A 15799-nucleotide genomic window follows, 5' to 3' on the forward strand; every position below is an offset into this window, starting at 1 on the left:
GCTAGGAGTTGACGGCGGGGATGATCCGGCTGCCGTAGAGGTCGATCGTCTTCTCCTGCGCGTCGTGCATGTCGTACACCGCGAACTGGTCGACGCCCAGGGCGCGCAGCGCGGTCAGCTTCTCGATGTGCCGCTCGGCGGGGCCGATGACACAGAACCGGTCCACGATCTCGTCGGGCACGAACGCGGTGTCGGGGTTGCCGCTGCGCCCGTGGTGGGCGTAGTCGTAGCCCTGCCGGGCCTTGATGTAGTCGGTGAGTTCCGCGGGGACGTCGGTGGAGCGCGTGCCGTACCGGGAGACGAGGTCGGCGACGTGGTTGCCGACCATGCCGCCGAACCAGCGGCACTGCTCACGGGCGTGGGCGAGGGCCTCGGGCGAGTCGTCCTCGGTGACGTAGGCCGGGGCGGCGACGCAGATCGTCACCTCGGACGGGTCGCGGCCGGCGGCTGCCGCCGCGTCCCTGACCGCCTTCACCATGTACTCGGTCAGGTACAGGTCGGCGAGTTGGAGGATGAACCCGTCGGCCTCCTCGCCGGCCGTCTTGAGGGCCTTCGGGCCGTAGGCCGCCATCCAGACGGGGACCTCGGCGCCCTCCTTGATCCACGGGATGCGGATCCTGGTGCCGCCGAGGTCGGCCTCCTCGCCCCGGCCGAGGGCGCGGATGACCCTCATGGCCTCGCTGATCCTGGCCAGGGTGTTGGGTTTGCGTCCGGCGACGCGCATCGCGGAGTCGCCGCGGCCGATGCCGCAGACGGTGCGGTTGCCGTACATGTCGTTGAGGGTGGCGAAGGTGGAGGCGGTGACCTCCCAGGTGCGGGTGCCCGGGTTGGTGACCATCGGCCCCACCGTCAACCTCTCGGTGTGCGCAAGGATCTGGCTGTAGATCACGAAGGGTTCCTGCCAGAGCACGGCGGAGTCGAAGGTCCAGCCGTAGCGGAAGCCGTTGTCCTCGGCCCGTCGCATCAGGGCGACGACGCGGGAGGCGGGCGGGTCGGTCTGCAGGACGAGTCCGAAGTCCATGGTCGCCACTCCTAGTTCAGGTACTGACAGGTGGAGCGCGGGGTGAAGACGCCGTGCCCGGCGCGTCCGGTGTACTCCCGCTGGACGATGACGGGTTCGCCGCGCGAGAGGACCGTCTCGACGCGGCCGGTGACCCGCTTGCCCTCGTACGCCGAGTAGTCGACGTTCATGTGGTGGGTCGCGGCGGACATCACCTGCTCGGCGTGCGGGTCGTAGACGACGATGTCCGCGTCGGCGCCGGGGGCGATGGTGCCCTTCTTCGGGTACAGGCCGAACATGCGGGCCGGGGTGGCGCAGGCGATCTCGATCCAGCGGCGGCGCGAGATACGCCCGTCCACGACGGCCTGGTGGAGCAGGTCCATGCGGTTCTCGACGCCCGGCAGGCCGTTGGGGATCCTGGAGAAGTCGCCCCGGCCGAGGTCCTTCTGGCCGGTGAAGCAGAAGGGGCAGTGGTCGGTGGAGACCACCTGGAGGTCGTTCGTGCGCAGCGCCCGCCACAGACTGGCCTGGTGTTCGCGGGGGCGCAGGGGGGTGCTGCACACGTACTTCGCGCCCTCGAAGTCCGGCTCGGCGAGGTTGTCGGCGGTCAGGAACAGATACTGCGGGCAGGTCTCGCCGAAGACGTTCAGCCCCTCGTCGCGCGCCCTGGCCAGCTCCGCGACCGCCTCCGTCGCCGAGACGTGGACGACGTACAGCGGGGCCCCGGCGACCTGCGCGAGCCGGATCGCGCGATGGGTGGCCTCGGCCTCCAGCAGCGCCTTGCGGACCTCCCCGTGGTAGCGGGGGTCGGTCTCGCCCCGGGCCAGCGCCTGCTGGACCAGCACGTCGATGGCGATGCCGTTCTCGGCGTGCATCATGATCAGCCCGCCGTTCTCGGCGGAGCGCTGCATGGCGCGCAGGATCTGGCCGTCATCGGAGTAGAACACGCCCGGATACGCCATGAACTGCTTGAACGAGGTCACTCCCTCCTCGATCAAGTGGTCCATCTCCTTGAGCGTCTCGTCGTTCACATCGGAGACGATCATGTGGAAGGCGTAGTCGATCGCGCAGTTGCCCTCGGCCTTGGCGTGCCAGGCGTCCAGGCCCTCGCGCAGGGTGTGGCCGACGCTCTGCACCGCGAAGTCCACGATGGTGGTCGTGCCGCCCCAGGCCGCGGCCCGGGTGCCGGTCGCGAAGGTGTCGGAGGCCCGTGTGCCGCCGAACGGCATCTCCATGTGGGTGTGCGCGTCGACTCCGCCCGGGATGACGTACTTCCCGGTGGCGTCGATCACGCGGTCCGCGGTCCAGCTCTGCGAGTGGGGCGTGGCCAGGGCGGCGACGCGGCCGTCCTCGACGAGGACGTCGGCGTGGATCTCGTCGGACGCGGTGATGACGAGACCGTGGCGGATGACGGTACGGCTGCTCATGCTGCTCCTCGGTCACTCGGCTCGGTCAGGGTGCCGTCAGCGGCTGGTAGGCCCCCGGTGCGCGGTCGCGGTAGAACTGCCAGCGGGAGCGCACCTCGTGGAGTGTCGCCAGGTCCAGGTCGCGGACGACCAGTTCGGGCTTGGTGTCGCTCGCGGTCTCGCCGACGAAGCGGGCCTGCGGGTCCACGAAGTACGAGGTGCCGTAGAAGTCGTTGTCGCCCAGGTCCTCCACGCCGACGCGGTTGATCGCGCCGACGAAGTACTCGTTGGCGACGGCCGCCGCCGGCTGCTCCAGCTGCCACAGGTAGCGGGACAGGCCGCGCGAGGTGGCCGACGGGTTGAAGACGATCTCGGCGCCGGCCAGGCCCAGCGCCCGCCAGCCTTCCGGGAAGTGGCGGTCGTAGCAGATGTAGACGCCGATCCGGCCGGCCGCGGTGTCGAAGACGGGCCAGCCGCTGTTGCCCGGGCGGAAGTAGAACTTCTCCCAGAATCCCCGCACTTGGGGGATGTGGGTCTTGCGGTACTTGCCGAGGTAGGAGCCGTCCGCGTCGATCACGGCGGCGGTGTTGTACAGCACGCCGGGCTGCTCCTCCTCGTACATGGGCAGCACGAGGACGATGCCCAGTTCCTCGGCGAGGGCCTGGAAGCGGCGCACGGTCGGGCCCTCGGGGATCCGCTCGGCGTACGCGTGGAACGCCGCGTCCTGGACCTGGCAGAAGTAGGGCCCGTAGAACAGCTCCTGGAAGCAGAGGACTTGGGCGCCCTGGGCGGCGGCGTCGCGGGCCGCCCGCTCGTGGGCCTGGATCATGGACTCCTTGTCGCCGGTCCAGGACGTCTGGAAGAGGGCGGCACGGATCACTCGGCTCATCGGGACCTCCGGTAGCTCGGTGTGCGATGAGCCTAGGAAGCGCGGGCGGCCGGTGCGACGGGCAGCGTGTCACGTCCGCGGCGGGTCGGCGTGCCACCGTGTCACGCCCGTACGGGCCCATGTTTCACCACCGTCGTCGCAGGTCGTCGCATGTTTCACCCCTGTTGCGCGTCGTGTGCGAGGAGCGCGATGTGCACCGAGGCCGCCTGTTCGAAGTCGTCCAGGTCGACGCCGAGACGGGCCTGGACGGCCTCCAGGCGGCGGTAGAGGGCCGGCCGGGAGACGTGGTGGAGCAGGGCGGTGCGGGATTTGTTGCGGCCGGTGGCGAGATAGGTCCGCAGGACGTTCAGCAGCTCCGGATCGGTGGCGCCGAGCAGCCCGTCCAGCTCCCGCTCGGCGAAGGACTGCACCCGCGGGTCGTCCCGCAACAGCCGTACCAGGCCGCGGAGATGGACGTCCCGGAGCCGTACGACGGCCGGCAGTTCCCGGGCGGCCGGGGACGCGGCGGCGTCGGCGACGTGCCGGGCCTCGCGCAGCCCGTCGGGCACCTCCTCCCAGGCGGTGCGGGCAGCGGCGGCGGCGACCACGACCGGCGGCCCGGCCCGCAGCCGGGTGGCGAAGTGCGCGGTGAGCGCGTCGGCGTCCTGGTCGCGGGCGAGGCTGAGCAGCACGGCGGCGGCCCCGTCGGCGAGGCCGGCGACGAGGCCGGGCAGCCCCAGCAGCCGCAGCACCGGGTCGATCCGGTCCGGGCCGGCGTCCCGGACGACGAGCGGCACGAAGGTGCGCCGGTTGACCGGCAGTCCGGCCGCCCGGGCCCGGGGCAGCAGCTGCCGGGCCGGTACGGCGCCGGAGAGCAGGTCGGTGAGCAGGCCCCGCGCGGACTGTTCCGCCCAGTTGTCCGTGGCGGCGCCGCCGAGCAGCCGGTGCAGCACCAGGGCCTCGGCGGCCCGGTCGGCGAGCAGCCGTCCGGTGGCCGGATCGCCCCGGTAGCCGCACAGCAGCAGTCGGCCCCAGCGCTCGCCGCGTCCGCGCAGCTCGGCCCGGATCCAGCCGTCACCGGCGGTGCCTCCCCCAGTGCCTGAACGGCCTGGGCGGTACCCCCATGCCTGACGGGCGATCCGCTCCCAGTCGCGCAGCACGTCGTCCACCGCGGACCGCTCCCCCGCCGTGCCGAGGACCCGGTGGGCGAGGTTGGTGAGGACGACCGGGCAGCCGCTGTGCACGGCGACCTCGTCCAGGAGCCGCTGGAGGGGGGCGCCGGCGGTGATGAGGGCGGTGAGTTCGGTGCGGACGGTCTCCGAGAGGCTGACGGCGGCGAACTTGTGCCTGACCAGCCGGGACTGGACCTCTTCGGTCAGCTCGGCGAAGGGAGCGGGCCGGTGCAGGACGACCATCGGCAGCCCGCACCGTTCGGCGGCCCGGCGCATGGCCTCGGGCGGCGCCGGGAAGGCCCGGCCGAGGCCGAGCACGACGGCGGCGGCCTCCGCCCGGTGCAGGGAGCGGATGTACTCGGCCTGCCCGGCCTCGTCGCCGGCCAGCAGGACTCCGGTGGTGAGCACCATCTCGCCGCCGCTGAGCATCACCCCGACATCGGCGGCCTCGGCGACGTGCACCCAGCGCACCGGCCGGTCCAGCCGGTCGGCGCCGGCCACCACCTCGGGCTGTCCGGCGCGCACCCGCTCCAGGGTGAGCACCCGGCGGACGGACAGGGCGGGTTCCGTGCCGTGCCCGTGCCGGGACTCCGGGGCGGTGGTCATGGCCGTACCCCCGTTCTCTCGTGCGGGACGGGCCCCGGGCGCGTCAGTACCGGCTCCTGAGCGCGTCCTCCAGGATCGCCGCGCCCTCCTCGGCCTCGGCGACGGTGAGGGTGAGCGGCGGGGCGATCCGCAGGGCGCTGCTGTCGTGCCCGCCGCCCTTGCCGATCAGCAGCCCGCCCTGGCGGGCCGCCTCCAGCACGGTGGCGGCGGCCTGCGGGTCGGCCTCGTCCGTGCCCGGCTTGACCAGCTCGATGCCGATCATCAGCCCGCGTCCGCGCACCTCGCGCACCCCGGGCAGCCCGGCGGCGGCCGCCCGGAGCCGTTCGATCAGCAGTCCGCCGACCCGCCGGGCGTTGCCCTGGAGGTCGTGTTCGAGGAGATAGGTGAGGTTGGCGAGGCCCGCGGCCATGGTGATCTGGGTGCCGCCGAACGTGGAGATGCTGTTCGCGTCCAGGCAGTTCATGATCTCGGCGCGGGCGACGACCCCGCCGATGGACATGCCGTTGCCGATGCCCTTGGCGAAGGTGACGATGTCCGGCGGGCCGCTGCGGGCGTGTGCCTGCCAGCCCCAGAAGTGGTCGCCGGTGCGGCCCCAGCCGGACTGCACCTCGTCGGCGATCCACAGGATGCCCTGGGCGGCGAGGACCTCACGGAAGGCCGCGAACAGTCCGTCGGGCGGCGAGGTGAACCCGCCGACGCCCTGGACGGGTTCGGCGATCAGCGCGGCCGGGGGCCGGGTGTGGCCGAGGACGTCCTTGAGGTCGGCCACACAGGCGTCGATGAACGCGCGGTCGTCGAGGTGGGCGAACGGGCCCCGGGTGCGCACGCCGCCGTGGACGTACAGGGTCTGGACCGGGGACAGGGAGGTCGGGGACCAGCCGCGGTTGCCGGTGATGCCGACCGCGGTGAAGGAGCGGCCGTGGTAGCTGTTGCGCATGGCCAGGACGGTGTTGCTGCGCCGGTACGCGGTGGCGAGCAGCAGGGCCGTGTCGTTGGCCTCGGTGCCGGAGGCGGTGAAGAACACCCGGGCGTTCGGGATGCCGCTCAACCGGGCGATGCGTTCGGCGAGTTCGACCATCGGCCGGTTGAGGTAGAGGGTGGAGGAGTGGACGATCCGGCCGGCCTGCTCGGTGACCGCCTTGGTCACCTCGGGCAGGGCGTGCGCGGTCATCGTGGTGAGGATGCCGCCGAAGAAGTCCAGGTATCTGCGGCCGGCGGAGTCCCAGACGTGGCGGCCCTCGCCGTGGGTGATCTCGATCGGGTCGTCGTAGTAGAGGGCGAGCCAGTCGGGCATGACGGCGCGGTGGCGGGAGTAGAGGTCGGTCACGGCCGCACCAGCCCCTCGTAGGCGTCGGGGCGGCGGTCGCGGTAGAAGGCCCACTGCCGCCGCACGTCCTCGATGAGGCCGAAGTCCAGGTCCCGCACGAGGAGTTCCTCGTCCTTGTCGCTCGCGACCTCCCCGACGTACTGTCCGCGCGGGTCGACGAAGTACGACGTGCCGTAGAAGTCGTTGTCGCCGTACTCCTCCTGGCCGACCCGGTTGATGGCGGCGACGAAGTACTCGTTGGCGACGGCCGCGGCGGGCTGTTCGAGCTGCCAGAGGTGGGCGGACAGGCCCCGGTGGGTGGCGGACGGGTTGTATACCAACTGGGCGCCGTTCAGTCCGAGTTGGCGCCAGCCCTCCGGGAAGTGGCGGTCGTAGCAGATGTAGACGCCGACCTTGCCCACGGCGGTGTCGAAGACGGGCCAGCCCAGGTTTCCGGGTTTGAAGTAGTACTTCTCCCAGAAGCCCTTGATCTGCGGGATGTGGTGCTTGCGGTACTTGCCCAGGTAGCTGCCGTCGGCGTCGATCACGGCGGCGGTATTGTAGTAGAGGCCGGGCCGCTCGACCTCGAAGACCGGGACGACGAGCACCATGCCGGTCTCGCGGGCGAGGTCCCGCATGCGGCGCACGGTGGGGCCGTCGGGCACGGGCTCGGCCCAGCGGTAGTGTTCCGGCTCCTGGACCTGGCAGAAGTAGGGGGCGTTGAAGACCTCCTGGAAGCCGATGATCCGCGCGCCCCGGCGGGCCGCCTCGCGGGCGTGCTCCTCGTGTTTCGCCACCATGGTCCCGGTGTCGCCGGTCCAGGTGGCCTGGACCAGAGCGGCGCGGACGACGTTGGCCATGAGCTGCTCCTTCGACACGACGTCAGAGCCTCTACGCCCGTAGAGCAGGCGGTAGAGGGACGAACGTAAGCCTCCGGACGGCCCTTGCCAAGACCATCGTCGTCAAAGCCCGGAGTCGATCACGTTTCGCACTCCGGTGGCGGAGCCGGTCACCGGGGGGTGAGCGGGCGGCTCAGACGGGCGCCAGGGCGCACCGCGCCACCAGTTCGTCCATGGACAGGCCGAGGGCCTCCGCGAGCGCGGCGACGGTGAAGAACGCCGGCGTGGGCGCCCGTCCCGTCTCGATCTTGCGGAGCGTCTCGGCGGAGACGCCCGCCGCGGCGGCGACGTCCGCCATGCTCCGCTCGCCGCGCGCCTCGCGCAGCAGCCGCCCGAGCCGCTCGCCGCGGTCGCGCTCTTCGGGAGTGAGAGGGGTACGCACCATGTCCCCCATTCTGCCCCGGTCCCCCCTCTTCCGGCCCGGCCGGGCGTCACCCAATTAAAATACCGGTATAGTAATTGGCATGGTGGAACTGAAGACCGAAACGTCGATCGACGCGATGCACGCGGCCGGCCGGGTCGTCGGCCGCGCCCTGACGGCCGTACGCGAGGCCGCCCGCGTCGGTGTCACGCTGCTGGAGCTGGACGAGGTGGCCCGGGAGGTGCTGCGCGAGGCGGGCGCCACCTCGCCCTTCCTCGGCTACCGCCCCTCCTTCGCCCCGACCCCCTTTCCCGCGGTGATCTGCGCCTCGGTGAACGACGCGATCGTGCACGGCATCCCGACGGACTACCGGCTCCGCGACGGCGACCTGCTCTCCGTCGACTGCGGCGCCGTGCTGGACGGCTGGGCCGGCGACTCGGCGATCAGCTTCGTGGTGGGCCGCCCCCGCCCGGCGGACCTGCGGCTGATCGAGACCGCCGAGCGGGCGCTGGCCGCGGGCATCGCGGCGGCCGTCGTGGGCAACCGCATCGGGGACATCGCGCACGCCGTCGGCCGGGTCTGCCGCACGGCCGGGTACGGCATCCCGCAGGGCTTCGGCGGCCATGGCGTGGGCCGCCGCATGCACGAGGACCCCGAGGTGCCGAACGAGGGCCGCCCCGGCCGGGGCCTGCCGCTGCGGGCCGGCATGGTCCTCGCCATCGAGCCCATGCTGATCGCGAGCGGCGAGGACGGCTACCACGAGGCCCCCGACGGCTGGACCCTGCGCACCGACGACGGCTCCCGCGCGGCCCACACCGAGCACACGGTGGCCATCACGGAGTCGGGCCCCCGGATCCTCACGGCACGGTAGGCGCCCCCAAAGGGGCGCGAGGAACGGCGCGAGCGACCACAACGCTCCCGCAGCCGCCGAAACACAGGAAACCCCCCCCCGTAGGCGGACATGCCCGACGAAACGGATCGTGTCATCGTGGGCATGAGCGCCGCCCACCCGGTTACCCGGCGGAGCCAGTCGTCAGCGAAGGAAACGCAACGCCATGACCAACGGCTACCCTCCTGACCCGTTCGGTGACTTCCTGGCCCGCTTCTTCGGCGGATCCGCCGGCGGGGCGCCCCGCCACATCGACATCGGCCGCCTGCTCAGCCAGCCGGCCCGGGAGCTGGTCAGAGGAGCCGCCCAGTACGCCGCCGAGCACGGCAGCCGGGACCTGGACACCCAGCACCTGCTGCGGGCGGCCGTGTCGTCGGAGCCCACCCGGAGCCTGCTGAGCCGGGCGGGCGCGGACCCGGACTCGCTCGCCTCGGAGATCGACGACCGGGCGGGTCCGGCCCAGCACCCGCCGGGCGAGTCCCCGCCGCCGACGTCGCTGTCCCTGACCCCGGCCGTCAAGCGGGCCCTGCTGGACGCGCACGACATGGCCCGGGCCAGCGGCGCCGGGTACATCGGCCCGGAGCACGTGCTCAGCGCGCTGGCCTCGAACCCGGACTCGGCGGCCGGGCACATCCTGCACGCTGCCCGGTTCCAGCCGCGCTCCATGCCGCCGGAGGCCCCGGAGAGCGCGCCGCCCCGCCCGGAGCGGCAGCGGCCCACCGACACGCCCACCCTGGACAAGTACGGCCGCGATCTGACCGAGCTGGCCCGGCAGGGCCGGGTCGACCCGGTGATCGGCCGGGACACCGAGATCGAGCAGACCATCGAGGTGCTGTCCCGGCGCGGCAAGAACAACCCGGTGCTGATCGGCGACGCGGGCGTCGGCAAGACGGCGATCGTCGAGGGGCTCGCGGAGCGCATCGCCGACGGGGACGTGCCGGACGTGCTGGCCGGGCGCCGGGTGGTCGCCCTGGACCTGACCGGGGTGGTGGCCGGCACCCGCTACCGGGGCGACTTCGAGGAGCGCCTGAACAACATCGTGGAGGAGATCCGCGCCCACTCCGGCCGGCTGATCGTCTTCATCGACGAGCTGCACACCGTCGTCGGCGCCGGGGGCGGCGGCGACGGCGGCGGGATGGACGCCGGGAACATCCTCAAGCCCGCCCTCGCCCGGGGCGAGCTGCACATCGTGGGCGCGACCACGCTGGAGGAGTACCGCCGGATCGAGAAGGACGCGGCGCTGGCCCGCCGGTTCCAGCCGATCCTGGTGCCGGAGCCGACGGTGGAGGACACGATCGGCATCCTGCGCGGGCTGCGCGACCGGTACGAGGCCCACCACCAGGTCCGCTACACCGACGAGGCGCTGGTGGCCGCGGTGGAGCTGTCGGACCGCTACCTCACCGACCGGCGGCTGCCCGACAAGGCGATCGACCTGATCGACCAGGCCGGCGCCCGGGTCCGGCTCGGCGCCGGCACGAAGGGCACGGACGTGCGCGCCATGGAGCGCGAGGTGGACCAGCTGGCCCGGGACAAGGACCAGGCGGTCGCCGACGAGGACTACGAGCAGGCCAAGCAGTTGCGCGACCGGATCACCGAGCTGAAGCAGCGGATCGCGGCGGCCAGCGAGGACGGGAAGGCCGACGAGGGGCAGCTGGAGGTGACGGCGGAGGCCGTCGCCGAGGTGGTGTCCCGGCAGACCGGCATCCCGGTGAGCCGGCTGACCGAGGAGGAGAAGGAGCGGCTGCTCGGCCTGGAGGAGCACCTGCACCAGCGGGTGGTCGGCCAGGAGGAGGCGGTCGCCGTGGTCTCCGAGGCGGTGCTGCGCTCCCGCGCCGGGCTCGCCAGCCCCGACCGGCCGATCGGCAGCTTCCTCTTCCTCGGCCCGACCGGCGTCGGCAAGACCGAGCTGGCCCGGGCGCTGGCGGAGGCCCTGTTCGGCAGCGAGGACCGGATGGTCCGGCTGGACATGAGCGAGTACCAGGAGCGGCACACCGTCTCCCGGCTGGTGGGCGCGCCGCCCGGCTACGTCGGCCACGAGGAGGCCGGTCAGCTCACCGAGGTGGTGCGCCGGCACCCGTACTCGCTGCTCCTGCTGGACGAGGTGGAGAAGGCGCACCCGGACGTCTTCAACATCCTGCTCCAGGTGCTGGACGACGGCCGGCTCACCGACTCGCAGGGCCGGACGGTGGACTTCAGCAACACGGTCATCGTCATGACCAGCAACCTGGGCTCCGAGGCGATCACCCGGCGCGGGGCCGGGATCGGGTTCGGGCCGGCCGGCTCGGAGGCCGACGAGGAGGCGCGGCGCGAACGCATCCTGCGGCCGCTGCGGGAGCACTTCCGGCCCGAGTTCCTCAACCGGATCGACGAGATCGTGGTCTTCCGGCAGCTCACGGGCGACCAGCTGCGGCGGATCACCGATCTGCTGCTGGAGAGCACCCGGCGGCTGCTGGAGGGGCAGGGCGTGTCGGTGGAGTTCACGCGCGCGGCCGTGGACTGGCTGGCCGAACGCGGCTACCAGCCCGAGTACGGCGCCCGGCCGCTGCGCCGCACCATCCAGCGCGAGGTGGACAACCAGCTGTCCCGGCTGCTGCTCAACGGCACGGTCTCCGAGGGCGGCCGGGTCACGGTGGACGTCAGGGACGGGCGGCTGGACTTCCGCACCGATCAGACGGCCCCGCCCGCGTCGGACACGCGGACCCGGCCGCCCGCATCGGAGTCGTGACGCACGGCTTCGGCGGCCGGAGCCGCCGGAGCCCTACCGCGCCGGGCGCACCACCATCGCCGAGCCGCCGCCGCGCCGTACCTTCTCGGCGGCAGCCAGCCACCTGCCGTCCGGCAGGCGCTGCACGCCGGTGGCGGCGCCGATCTCGGGGGTGGCGCTGAAAGCGTGCCCGACGGCCTCCAGACGGCGCCTCAGCTCGCTGTCGTACAGGCCCGGCTCCAGCTCGGTCCGCGCCGTGTTGCGCTGGCTGGCGCGCGGTGCGGCGATGGCGTCGACCAGCGGCAGACGGCGGTCGAGGAACCCGGTCAGGGTCTGCAGCACGGTGCTGATGATGGTGGCGCCGCCGGGGGAGCCGACCGCCACGACGGGCCTGCCCTGCCGGTCCAGCACGATCGTCGGGGCGACCGAGGAGCGCGGGCGCTTGCCCGGGCCGGGCAGGTTGGGGTCGTGGACGGCCGGGTTGGCGGGGGCGAAGGAGAAGTCGGTCAGCTCGTTGTTGAGCAGGAAGCCCCGGCCGGGGACGGTGATGCCGCTGCCGCCGGTCTGCTCGATGGTGAGCGTGTAGGCGACGACGTTGCCCCACTTGTCGGCCACGGTCAGATGGGTGGTGTTCTCGCCCTCGTACGTCGTCGGGGCCGCGGTGCCGCCCTTGCCGCAGGGTGCGGGACGGCGCGGGTCGCCCGGGGCGAGCGGGCTGGTGAGGACGGCGTCGTCCTTGATGAGGCAGGCGCGCGAGTCGGCGTACCGCTGGGACAGCAGCCCCCGGGTCGGTACGTCCTCGAAGGCGGGGTCGCCGACCCAGCGCCCGCGGTCGGCGAAGGCGACGCGGCTCGCCTCGATGAGGCGGTGCAGGTAGCGGACCTGGTCCGCCTTCGACAGGTCGGTCCGCTCCAGGATGTTGAGGGCCTCGCCGACGGTGGTGCCGCCGGAGGAGGACGGGGCGATGGAGTAGACGTCCAGGCCGCGGTAGGAGGTCCTGGTCGGGGCCTGGAGCTTGGCACGGTAGACCGCGAAGTCCTTCTCGGCGAGCTTGCCGGGGCGGGCCTTCCAGCCGGAGGCGGGGTCCACGGGCGGGCGTTCGACGGCCTCGACGATGTCGTCGCCTATGTCCCCGCGGTAGACGGCGGCCGTGCCCTCGCGGCCCAGCTGCTCGTAGGTACGGGCCAGTTCGGGGTTCTTCAGGGTGGAGCCGACGACGGGGAGCCGGCCGCCCGGCAGGAACAGCTTCACGGTGTCCGGGAAGTAGCGGAACCGGGTCTCGTTGGCCGCGGTCTGCGCCCGGAAGGTGTCGTCCACCGTGAAGCCGTCGCGGGCTATTCGCTCGGCCGGTTCCAGCACGGTGCGCAGCTTTTCGCTGCCCCACTCCTGAAGGGCCTTCTGCCAGGTGGCGGGGGTGCCCGGGGTGCCGACGCTCAGCCCGCTGCTGACGGCGTCGGCGAACGGTATCGGTTTGCCGTTCTCCAGGAACAGGCCGGAGTCCGCGGCGAGCGGCGCGGTCTCGCGGCCGTCGATGGTGTGGACCGTGCGGGTCTTCGCGTCGTAGTGGACGAAGTAGCCGCCCCCGCCGATGCCGGAGGAGTAGGGCTCGGTGACGCCGAGCGCGGCGGCCGTGGCGACGGCCGCGTCCACCGCGTTGCCGCCGCGCCGGAGGATCTCGATGCCGGCGGCGGAGGCGTCCGCGTCGACGCTGGCGACCGCTCCGCCGTAACCGACGGCCACGGGGGTCTTGGTGGCCGTCTCGCTCGCCGGCGCGGCGGGCGGCGCCGCCGCCCCCACCGACACCATGGCGGCCGAGACCGCCAGAACCGCCAGTTTCCGCTTGTCTGGGCGACCCATGCGTACCTCCCGTCGGGACAGTCCGCGCAGCGTAACCAGAACGGTGCTGTACCGACAGTACGCCGCGGCGCCCCGCCCCACCATGCCGGGGCTCGAACACGCGTACGGCACGGGCGTGGTCGCGCCGGTGGCGGATGTCACACCGCCGAGCACAACCCGTCCGGCGCGCAGCTGACCTTCTCCCCGCTGCGGGGACGACCCGTCACAGGTGTCCGTCCCGCTCCGCGAGCAGTGATCTCCGGCTGCCGCCGGACGAGCCTGGCCCGTTGAACTGCCGCCCCCCTCAGGGTTTCGGGGCCATGGGGGGCTCCCCACCGGGCAGCAGCGCCCCAGGACCGGCCGGGGCCTGAGCCACCGCCTCGGTCTTGGGGCTGCGCTGCTCACGGCGGGACACCCAGCCGGCGAACCACGAGAGCAGCATGCACATCCCGATGTAGATCGGCGAGATCACCATCACTACGGGGATGAACGGCAAATCGTAGTCGAGGTTGGAGGCGATGAGTTTCCCGGCATGGAGAAACTCCTCGTAGGTGATGAGGAAGCCGAGGGAGGTGTCCTTCAGCGCGACCACCAACTGGCTGATGATGGCGGGCAGCATGGCGCGCACCGCCTGCGGCACGAGGACGTGCGCCATGACCTGCGTCTTGCGCATGCCGAGCGCGAACGCGGCCTCCCCCTGGCCGCGTTCGACGGCGTGCACACCGGAGCGGAAGACCTCGGCGAGCACCGAGCCGTTGTAGAGGGTGAGCCCGGCGACCAGCGCGGGCAGCGGCTGCACCTTCAGCGCCACGAAGATGAAGAAGATCATCACCAGCACGGGCATGGCCCGGAAGAACTCCACGACGAGCGTGGCGAGCACGCGCACCGGCCGGTGGTCCGACAGCCGGCCGCAGGCCAGCACCCCGCCGAGTGCCAGGGAGAGGACGGCCGCGATCGCGAACGCCTTCAGGGTGTTGCCGAGTCCGCGCAGCAACAGCCGCTGGATGCCCTGGTACTCGAACGGCGTCCACTTGGTGGCGGTGAACTGGCCGGTGTGGAACAGCAGGTACAGGATCCAGGCGAGCAGCGCGAGGAGGACGACGGTGGACAGGGTGCCGTAGAGCGCGTGCCGCCGCCGGGTGCGTGGGCCCGGGACGTCGTAGAGCGCGGGGGCGGCGGTCATCGGGCGACTCCCCACCTGCGCTCCAGCGCGTGGAACAGGGTGCTGATGGCGAGCGTGACGATCAGATAGCCGACGGCGATCCAGACGAACGTCCAGATGATGTTGTAGCCGAGTTCGTTGAGCGTCTTGTACGTGCCGAGCAGCTCGGTCACGCTGAAGGCGCCCGCGATCGCGGAGTTCTTGGCGAGCGCGATGAGGGTGGAGCCGACGGGCGGGATCACGGACCGGAACGCCTGGGGCAGCACGACCAGGGACAGGGTCTGCCCGAAGGTCATGCCGAGGCTGCGGGCCGCCTCGCCCTGTCCCCGGGGCACGGTGTTGATGCCGGAGCGCAGCGCCTCGCAGATGAAGGCGGAGGTGTAGCAGCCGAGGGCGAGGACCGCGAACACCTGGAAGGGCAGGACGAGTCCGAACCGGGGCAGGCCGAGCAGCACCGCGAAGAACAGCAGGGTGAGCGGGGTGTTGCGCAGGACGGTGACCCACGCGGTGCCGAAGACCCGCAGGGAGCCGACCGGCGCGACCCGGAAGGACGCCATCACGAAGCCCAGGGCGAGGGCCAGCAGGGAGGCGTAGACGGTCAGTTCGAGGGTGCCGAGGAAACCGGCGCCGTAGGCCGAGAAGTTGTCTGTCAGTACGTTCATGACGTCCTCGCTCGGCCCGCCGGGTAGCGGTCGATGGCGGGCGGGTGGGGTGCGGGCACGCCGGACAGGCCGAGCGTGGCGTCGTACGCCTTCTTCCAGTCGCCGTTCTTCTCGCGGGCCGCCAGGGCGTCGTCGAGGGCGAACCGCAGGGCGTCGTCGCCGCGCGGGACGCCGATCCCGTAGGGCTCCTTGGAGAACGGCTTGCCGGCGACCCGGAGTTCGTCCGGGGCCTTGGCCGCGTAGCCGATGAGGATGGCGTCGTCGGTGGTGACCGCGTCGACCTGGTAGGTGAGGAGGTTGTCCACGCAGACGGAGTAGGTGTCGTAGCCGACCAGGACCGCTTTCGGGTAGTCGGCCCTGATGCGCTGGTACGGCGTGGAACCGGCCGCCGAGCAGACGCGTTCGCCGGCGAGGTCCCCGGGTCCGTGGATGGTGTCCTCGTCCTTGCGGACCAGCAGCGACTGGCCGGCCATGTAGTAGGGGCCGGCGAAGCCCACGAGTTTCTTGCGGTTGGGGTTGATGGTGTAGGTGCCCACGTAGTAGTCGATCTGGCCGTTCTGCAGGGCGGTCTCGCGGTTGGCGGAGGCGATGGTGCGGAACCGGATGCTCCTGGGCGCCAGGCCGAGCGAGGCGGACATCATTTTGGCGATCTCGATGTCGAAGCCGGAGTAGGTGCCGGTGGCCGGGTCCTTCTCGCCGAGGTAGGGCTGGTCCTCCTTGACGCCGACGACGAAGTGGCCGCGCCGCTTGGCCCGGGTCCAGGTCCGGGAGGCGGGCAGGCGGACGTCCCGGGCCACCTGGTAGTGCGGGAGTTTCCCGGCGGCCGGTCCCTTGCCGGGCGGGCTGCCCTCCTTGCCGCAGGCGGCGGCCAGCAGCACGAGCAGCGCGCACAGGGCGCGGGGCGCACGGGTGGTACGGCACATGGGTC

General features: G+C 72.3%; 13 protein-coding genes. 2 read left to right on the plus strand and 11 right to left on the minus strand.

Annotation, left to right across the window (positions count from 1 at the left end; translation table 11 throughout):
- Position 1: 1 nt before the first annotated feature.
- The 7 genes from ACSURM_RS07825 to ACSURM_RS07855 form a co-directional block, all read right to left on the minus strand.
- Positions 2-1021 (minus strand): TIGR03842 family LLM class F420-dependent oxidoreductase, encoded by a 1020-nt coding sequence (locus ACSURM_RS07825; RefSeq protein WP_436954238.1) that lies wholly within the window; start codon positions 1019-1021, stop codon positions 2-4.
- An 11-nt stretch (positions 1022-1032) separates the two neighbouring features.
- Entirely contained in the window at positions 1033-2427 is a 1395-nt protein-coding gene (hydA, locus tag ACSURM_RS07830; RefSeq protein ID WP_436954239.1) for a dihydropyrimidinase, read from the minus strand.
- Between the two features lie 25 nt (positions 2428-2452).
- Entirely contained in the window at positions 2453-3295 is an 843-nt protein-coding gene (locus ACSURM_RS07835) for a nitrilase-related carbon-nitrogen hydrolase (RefSeq protein ID WP_436954240.1), read from the minus strand.
- A 155-nt stretch (positions 3296-3450) separates the two neighbouring features.
- Positions 3451-5052, minus strand: coding sequence for a PucR family transcriptional regulator (locus ACSURM_RS07840; protein ID WP_436954241.1), 1602 nt, complete (start codon positions 5050-5052; stop codon positions 3451-3453).
- 43 nt (positions 5053-5095) lie between these two features.
- The gene (locus ACSURM_RS07845) at positions 5096-6346 is read right to left on the minus strand and encodes an aspartate aminotransferase family protein (protein ID WP_436960984.1); all 1251 of its coding nucleotides are present in this window, start codon (positions 6344-6346) and stop codon (positions 5096-5098) included.
- Between the two features lie 29 nt (positions 6347-6375).
- Positions 6376-7218, minus strand: a complete 843-nt coding sequence (locus tag ACSURM_RS07850) for a nitrilase-related carbon-nitrogen hydrolase (protein ID WP_436954242.1) — start codon at positions 7216-7218, stop codon at positions 6376-6378.
- Positions 7219-7390: 172 nt separating this feature from the next.
- Positions 7391-7642, minus strand: coding sequence for a helix-turn-helix domain-containing protein (locus tag ACSURM_RS07855; protein ID WP_436954243.1), 252 nt, complete (start codon positions 7640-7642; stop codon positions 7391-7393).
- A 79-nt stretch (positions 7643-7721) separates the two neighbouring features.
- Here ACSURM_RS07855 and map point away from each other — a divergent pair, with 79 nt between their 5' ends.
- Both map and ACSURM_RS07865 read left to right on the plus strand, forming a co-directional pair.
- On the plus strand, positions 7722-8489 hold the full coding sequence (gene map / locus ACSURM_RS07860; protein WP_436954244.1) for a type I methionyl aminopeptidase: 768 nt from the start codon (positions 7722-7724) through the stop codon (positions 8487-8489).
- A gap of 184 nt (positions 8490-8673) precedes the next feature.
- Positions 8674-11232 (plus strand): ATP-dependent Clp protease ATP-binding subunit, encoded by a 2559-nt coding sequence (locus ACSURM_RS07865; protein WP_436954245.1) that lies wholly within the window; start codon positions 8674-8676, stop codon positions 11230-11232.
- A 33-nt stretch (positions 11233-11265) separates the two neighbouring features.
- Here ACSURM_RS07865 and ggt read toward each other — a convergent pair whose 3' ends face one another.
- From ggt to ACSURM_RS07885, 4 genes are all read right to left on the minus strand, one after another.
- Complete coding sequence (ggt, locus tag ACSURM_RS07870; protein WP_436954246.1) at positions 11266-13068, minus strand: gamma-glutamyltransferase; 1803 nt, start codon at positions 13066-13068, stop codon at positions 11266-11268.
- A gap of 283 nt (positions 13069-13351) precedes the next feature.
- The gene (locus ACSURM_RS07875; protein ID WP_436954247.1) at positions 13352-14230 is read right to left on the minus strand and encodes an amino acid ABC transporter permease; all 879 of its coding nucleotides are present in this window, start codon (positions 14228-14230) and stop codon (positions 13352-13354) included.
- Positions 14227-14871 (minus strand): amino acid ABC transporter permease, encoded by a 645-nt coding sequence (locus ACSURM_RS07880; RefSeq protein ID WP_436954248.1) that lies wholly within the window; start codon positions 14869-14871, stop codon positions 14227-14229. Before ACSURM_RS07880 ends, ACSURM_RS07875 begins: the two co-directional genes overlap by 4 nt.
- Positions 14868-15794, minus strand: a complete 927-nt coding sequence (locus ACSURM_RS07885; RefSeq protein ID WP_436954249.1) for a glutamate ABC transporter substrate-binding protein — start codon at positions 15792-15794, stop codon at positions 14868-14870. Before ACSURM_RS07885 ends, ACSURM_RS07880 begins: the two co-directional genes overlap by 4 nt.
- Positions 15795-15799 lie beyond the last annotated feature (5 nt).

The sequence above is a fragment of the Streptomyces sp. SudanB182_2057 genome (genome assembly GCF_964272715.1).
Lineage (GTDB): Bacteria > Actinomycetota > Actinomycetes > Streptomycetales > Streptomycetaceae > Streptomyces > Streptomyces rubradiris.

Bases quoted from the DNA above. Each gene is read 5' to 3' on its own strand.
- map (WP_436954244.1), top strand. From the start codon at position 7,722: ATGGTGGAACTGAAGACCGAAACGTCGATCGACGCGATGCACGCGGCC.
- ACSURM_RS07845 (WP_436960984.1), bottom strand. From the start codon at position 6,346: ATGCCCGACTGGCTCGCCCTCTACTACGACGACCCGATCGAGATCACC.
- ACSURM_RS07875 (WP_436954247.1), bottom strand. From the start codon at position 14,230: ATGACCGCCGCCCCCGCGCTCTACGACGTCCCGGGCCCACGCACCCGG.
- ACSURM_RS07865 (WP_436954245.1), top strand. From the start codon at position 8,674: ATGACCAACGGCTACCCTCCTGACCCGTTCGGTGACTTCCTGGCCCGC.
- ACSURM_RS07880 (WP_436954248.1), bottom strand. From the start codon at position 14,871: ATGAACGTACTGACAGACAACTTCTCGGCCTACGGCGCCGGTTTCCTC.
- ACSURM_RS07835 (WP_436954240.1), bottom strand. From the start codon at position 3,295: ATGAGCCGAGTGATCCGTGCCGCCCTCTTCCAGACGTCCTGGACCGGC.
- ACSURM_RS07850 (WP_436954242.1), bottom strand. From the start codon at position 7,218: ATGGCCAACGTCGTCCGCGCCGCTCTGGTCCAGGCCACCTGGACCGGC.
- ACSURM_RS07885 (WP_436954249.1), bottom strand. From the start codon at position 15,794: ATGTGCCGTACCACCCGTGCGCCCCGCGCCCTGTGCGCGCTGCTCGTG.
- hydA (WP_436954239.1), bottom strand. From the start codon at position 2,427: ATGAGCAGCCGTACCGTCATCCGCCACGGTCTCGTCATCACCGCGTCC.
- ACSURM_RS07855 (WP_436954243.1), bottom strand. From the start codon at position 7,642: ATGGTGCGTACCCCTCTCACTCCCGAAGAGCGCGACCGCGGCGAGCGG.
- ACSURM_RS07825 (WP_436954238.1), bottom strand. From the start codon at position 1,021: ATGGACTTCGGACTCGTCCTGCAGACCGACCCGCCCGCCTCCCGCGTC.
- ggt (WP_436954246.1), bottom strand. From the start codon at position 13,068: ATGGGTCGCCCAGACAAGCGGAAACTGGCGGTTCTGGCGGTCTCGGCC.
- ACSURM_RS07840 (WP_436954241.1), bottom strand. From the start codon at position 5,052: ATGACCACCGCCCCGGAGTCCCGGCACGGGCACGGCACGGAACCCGCC.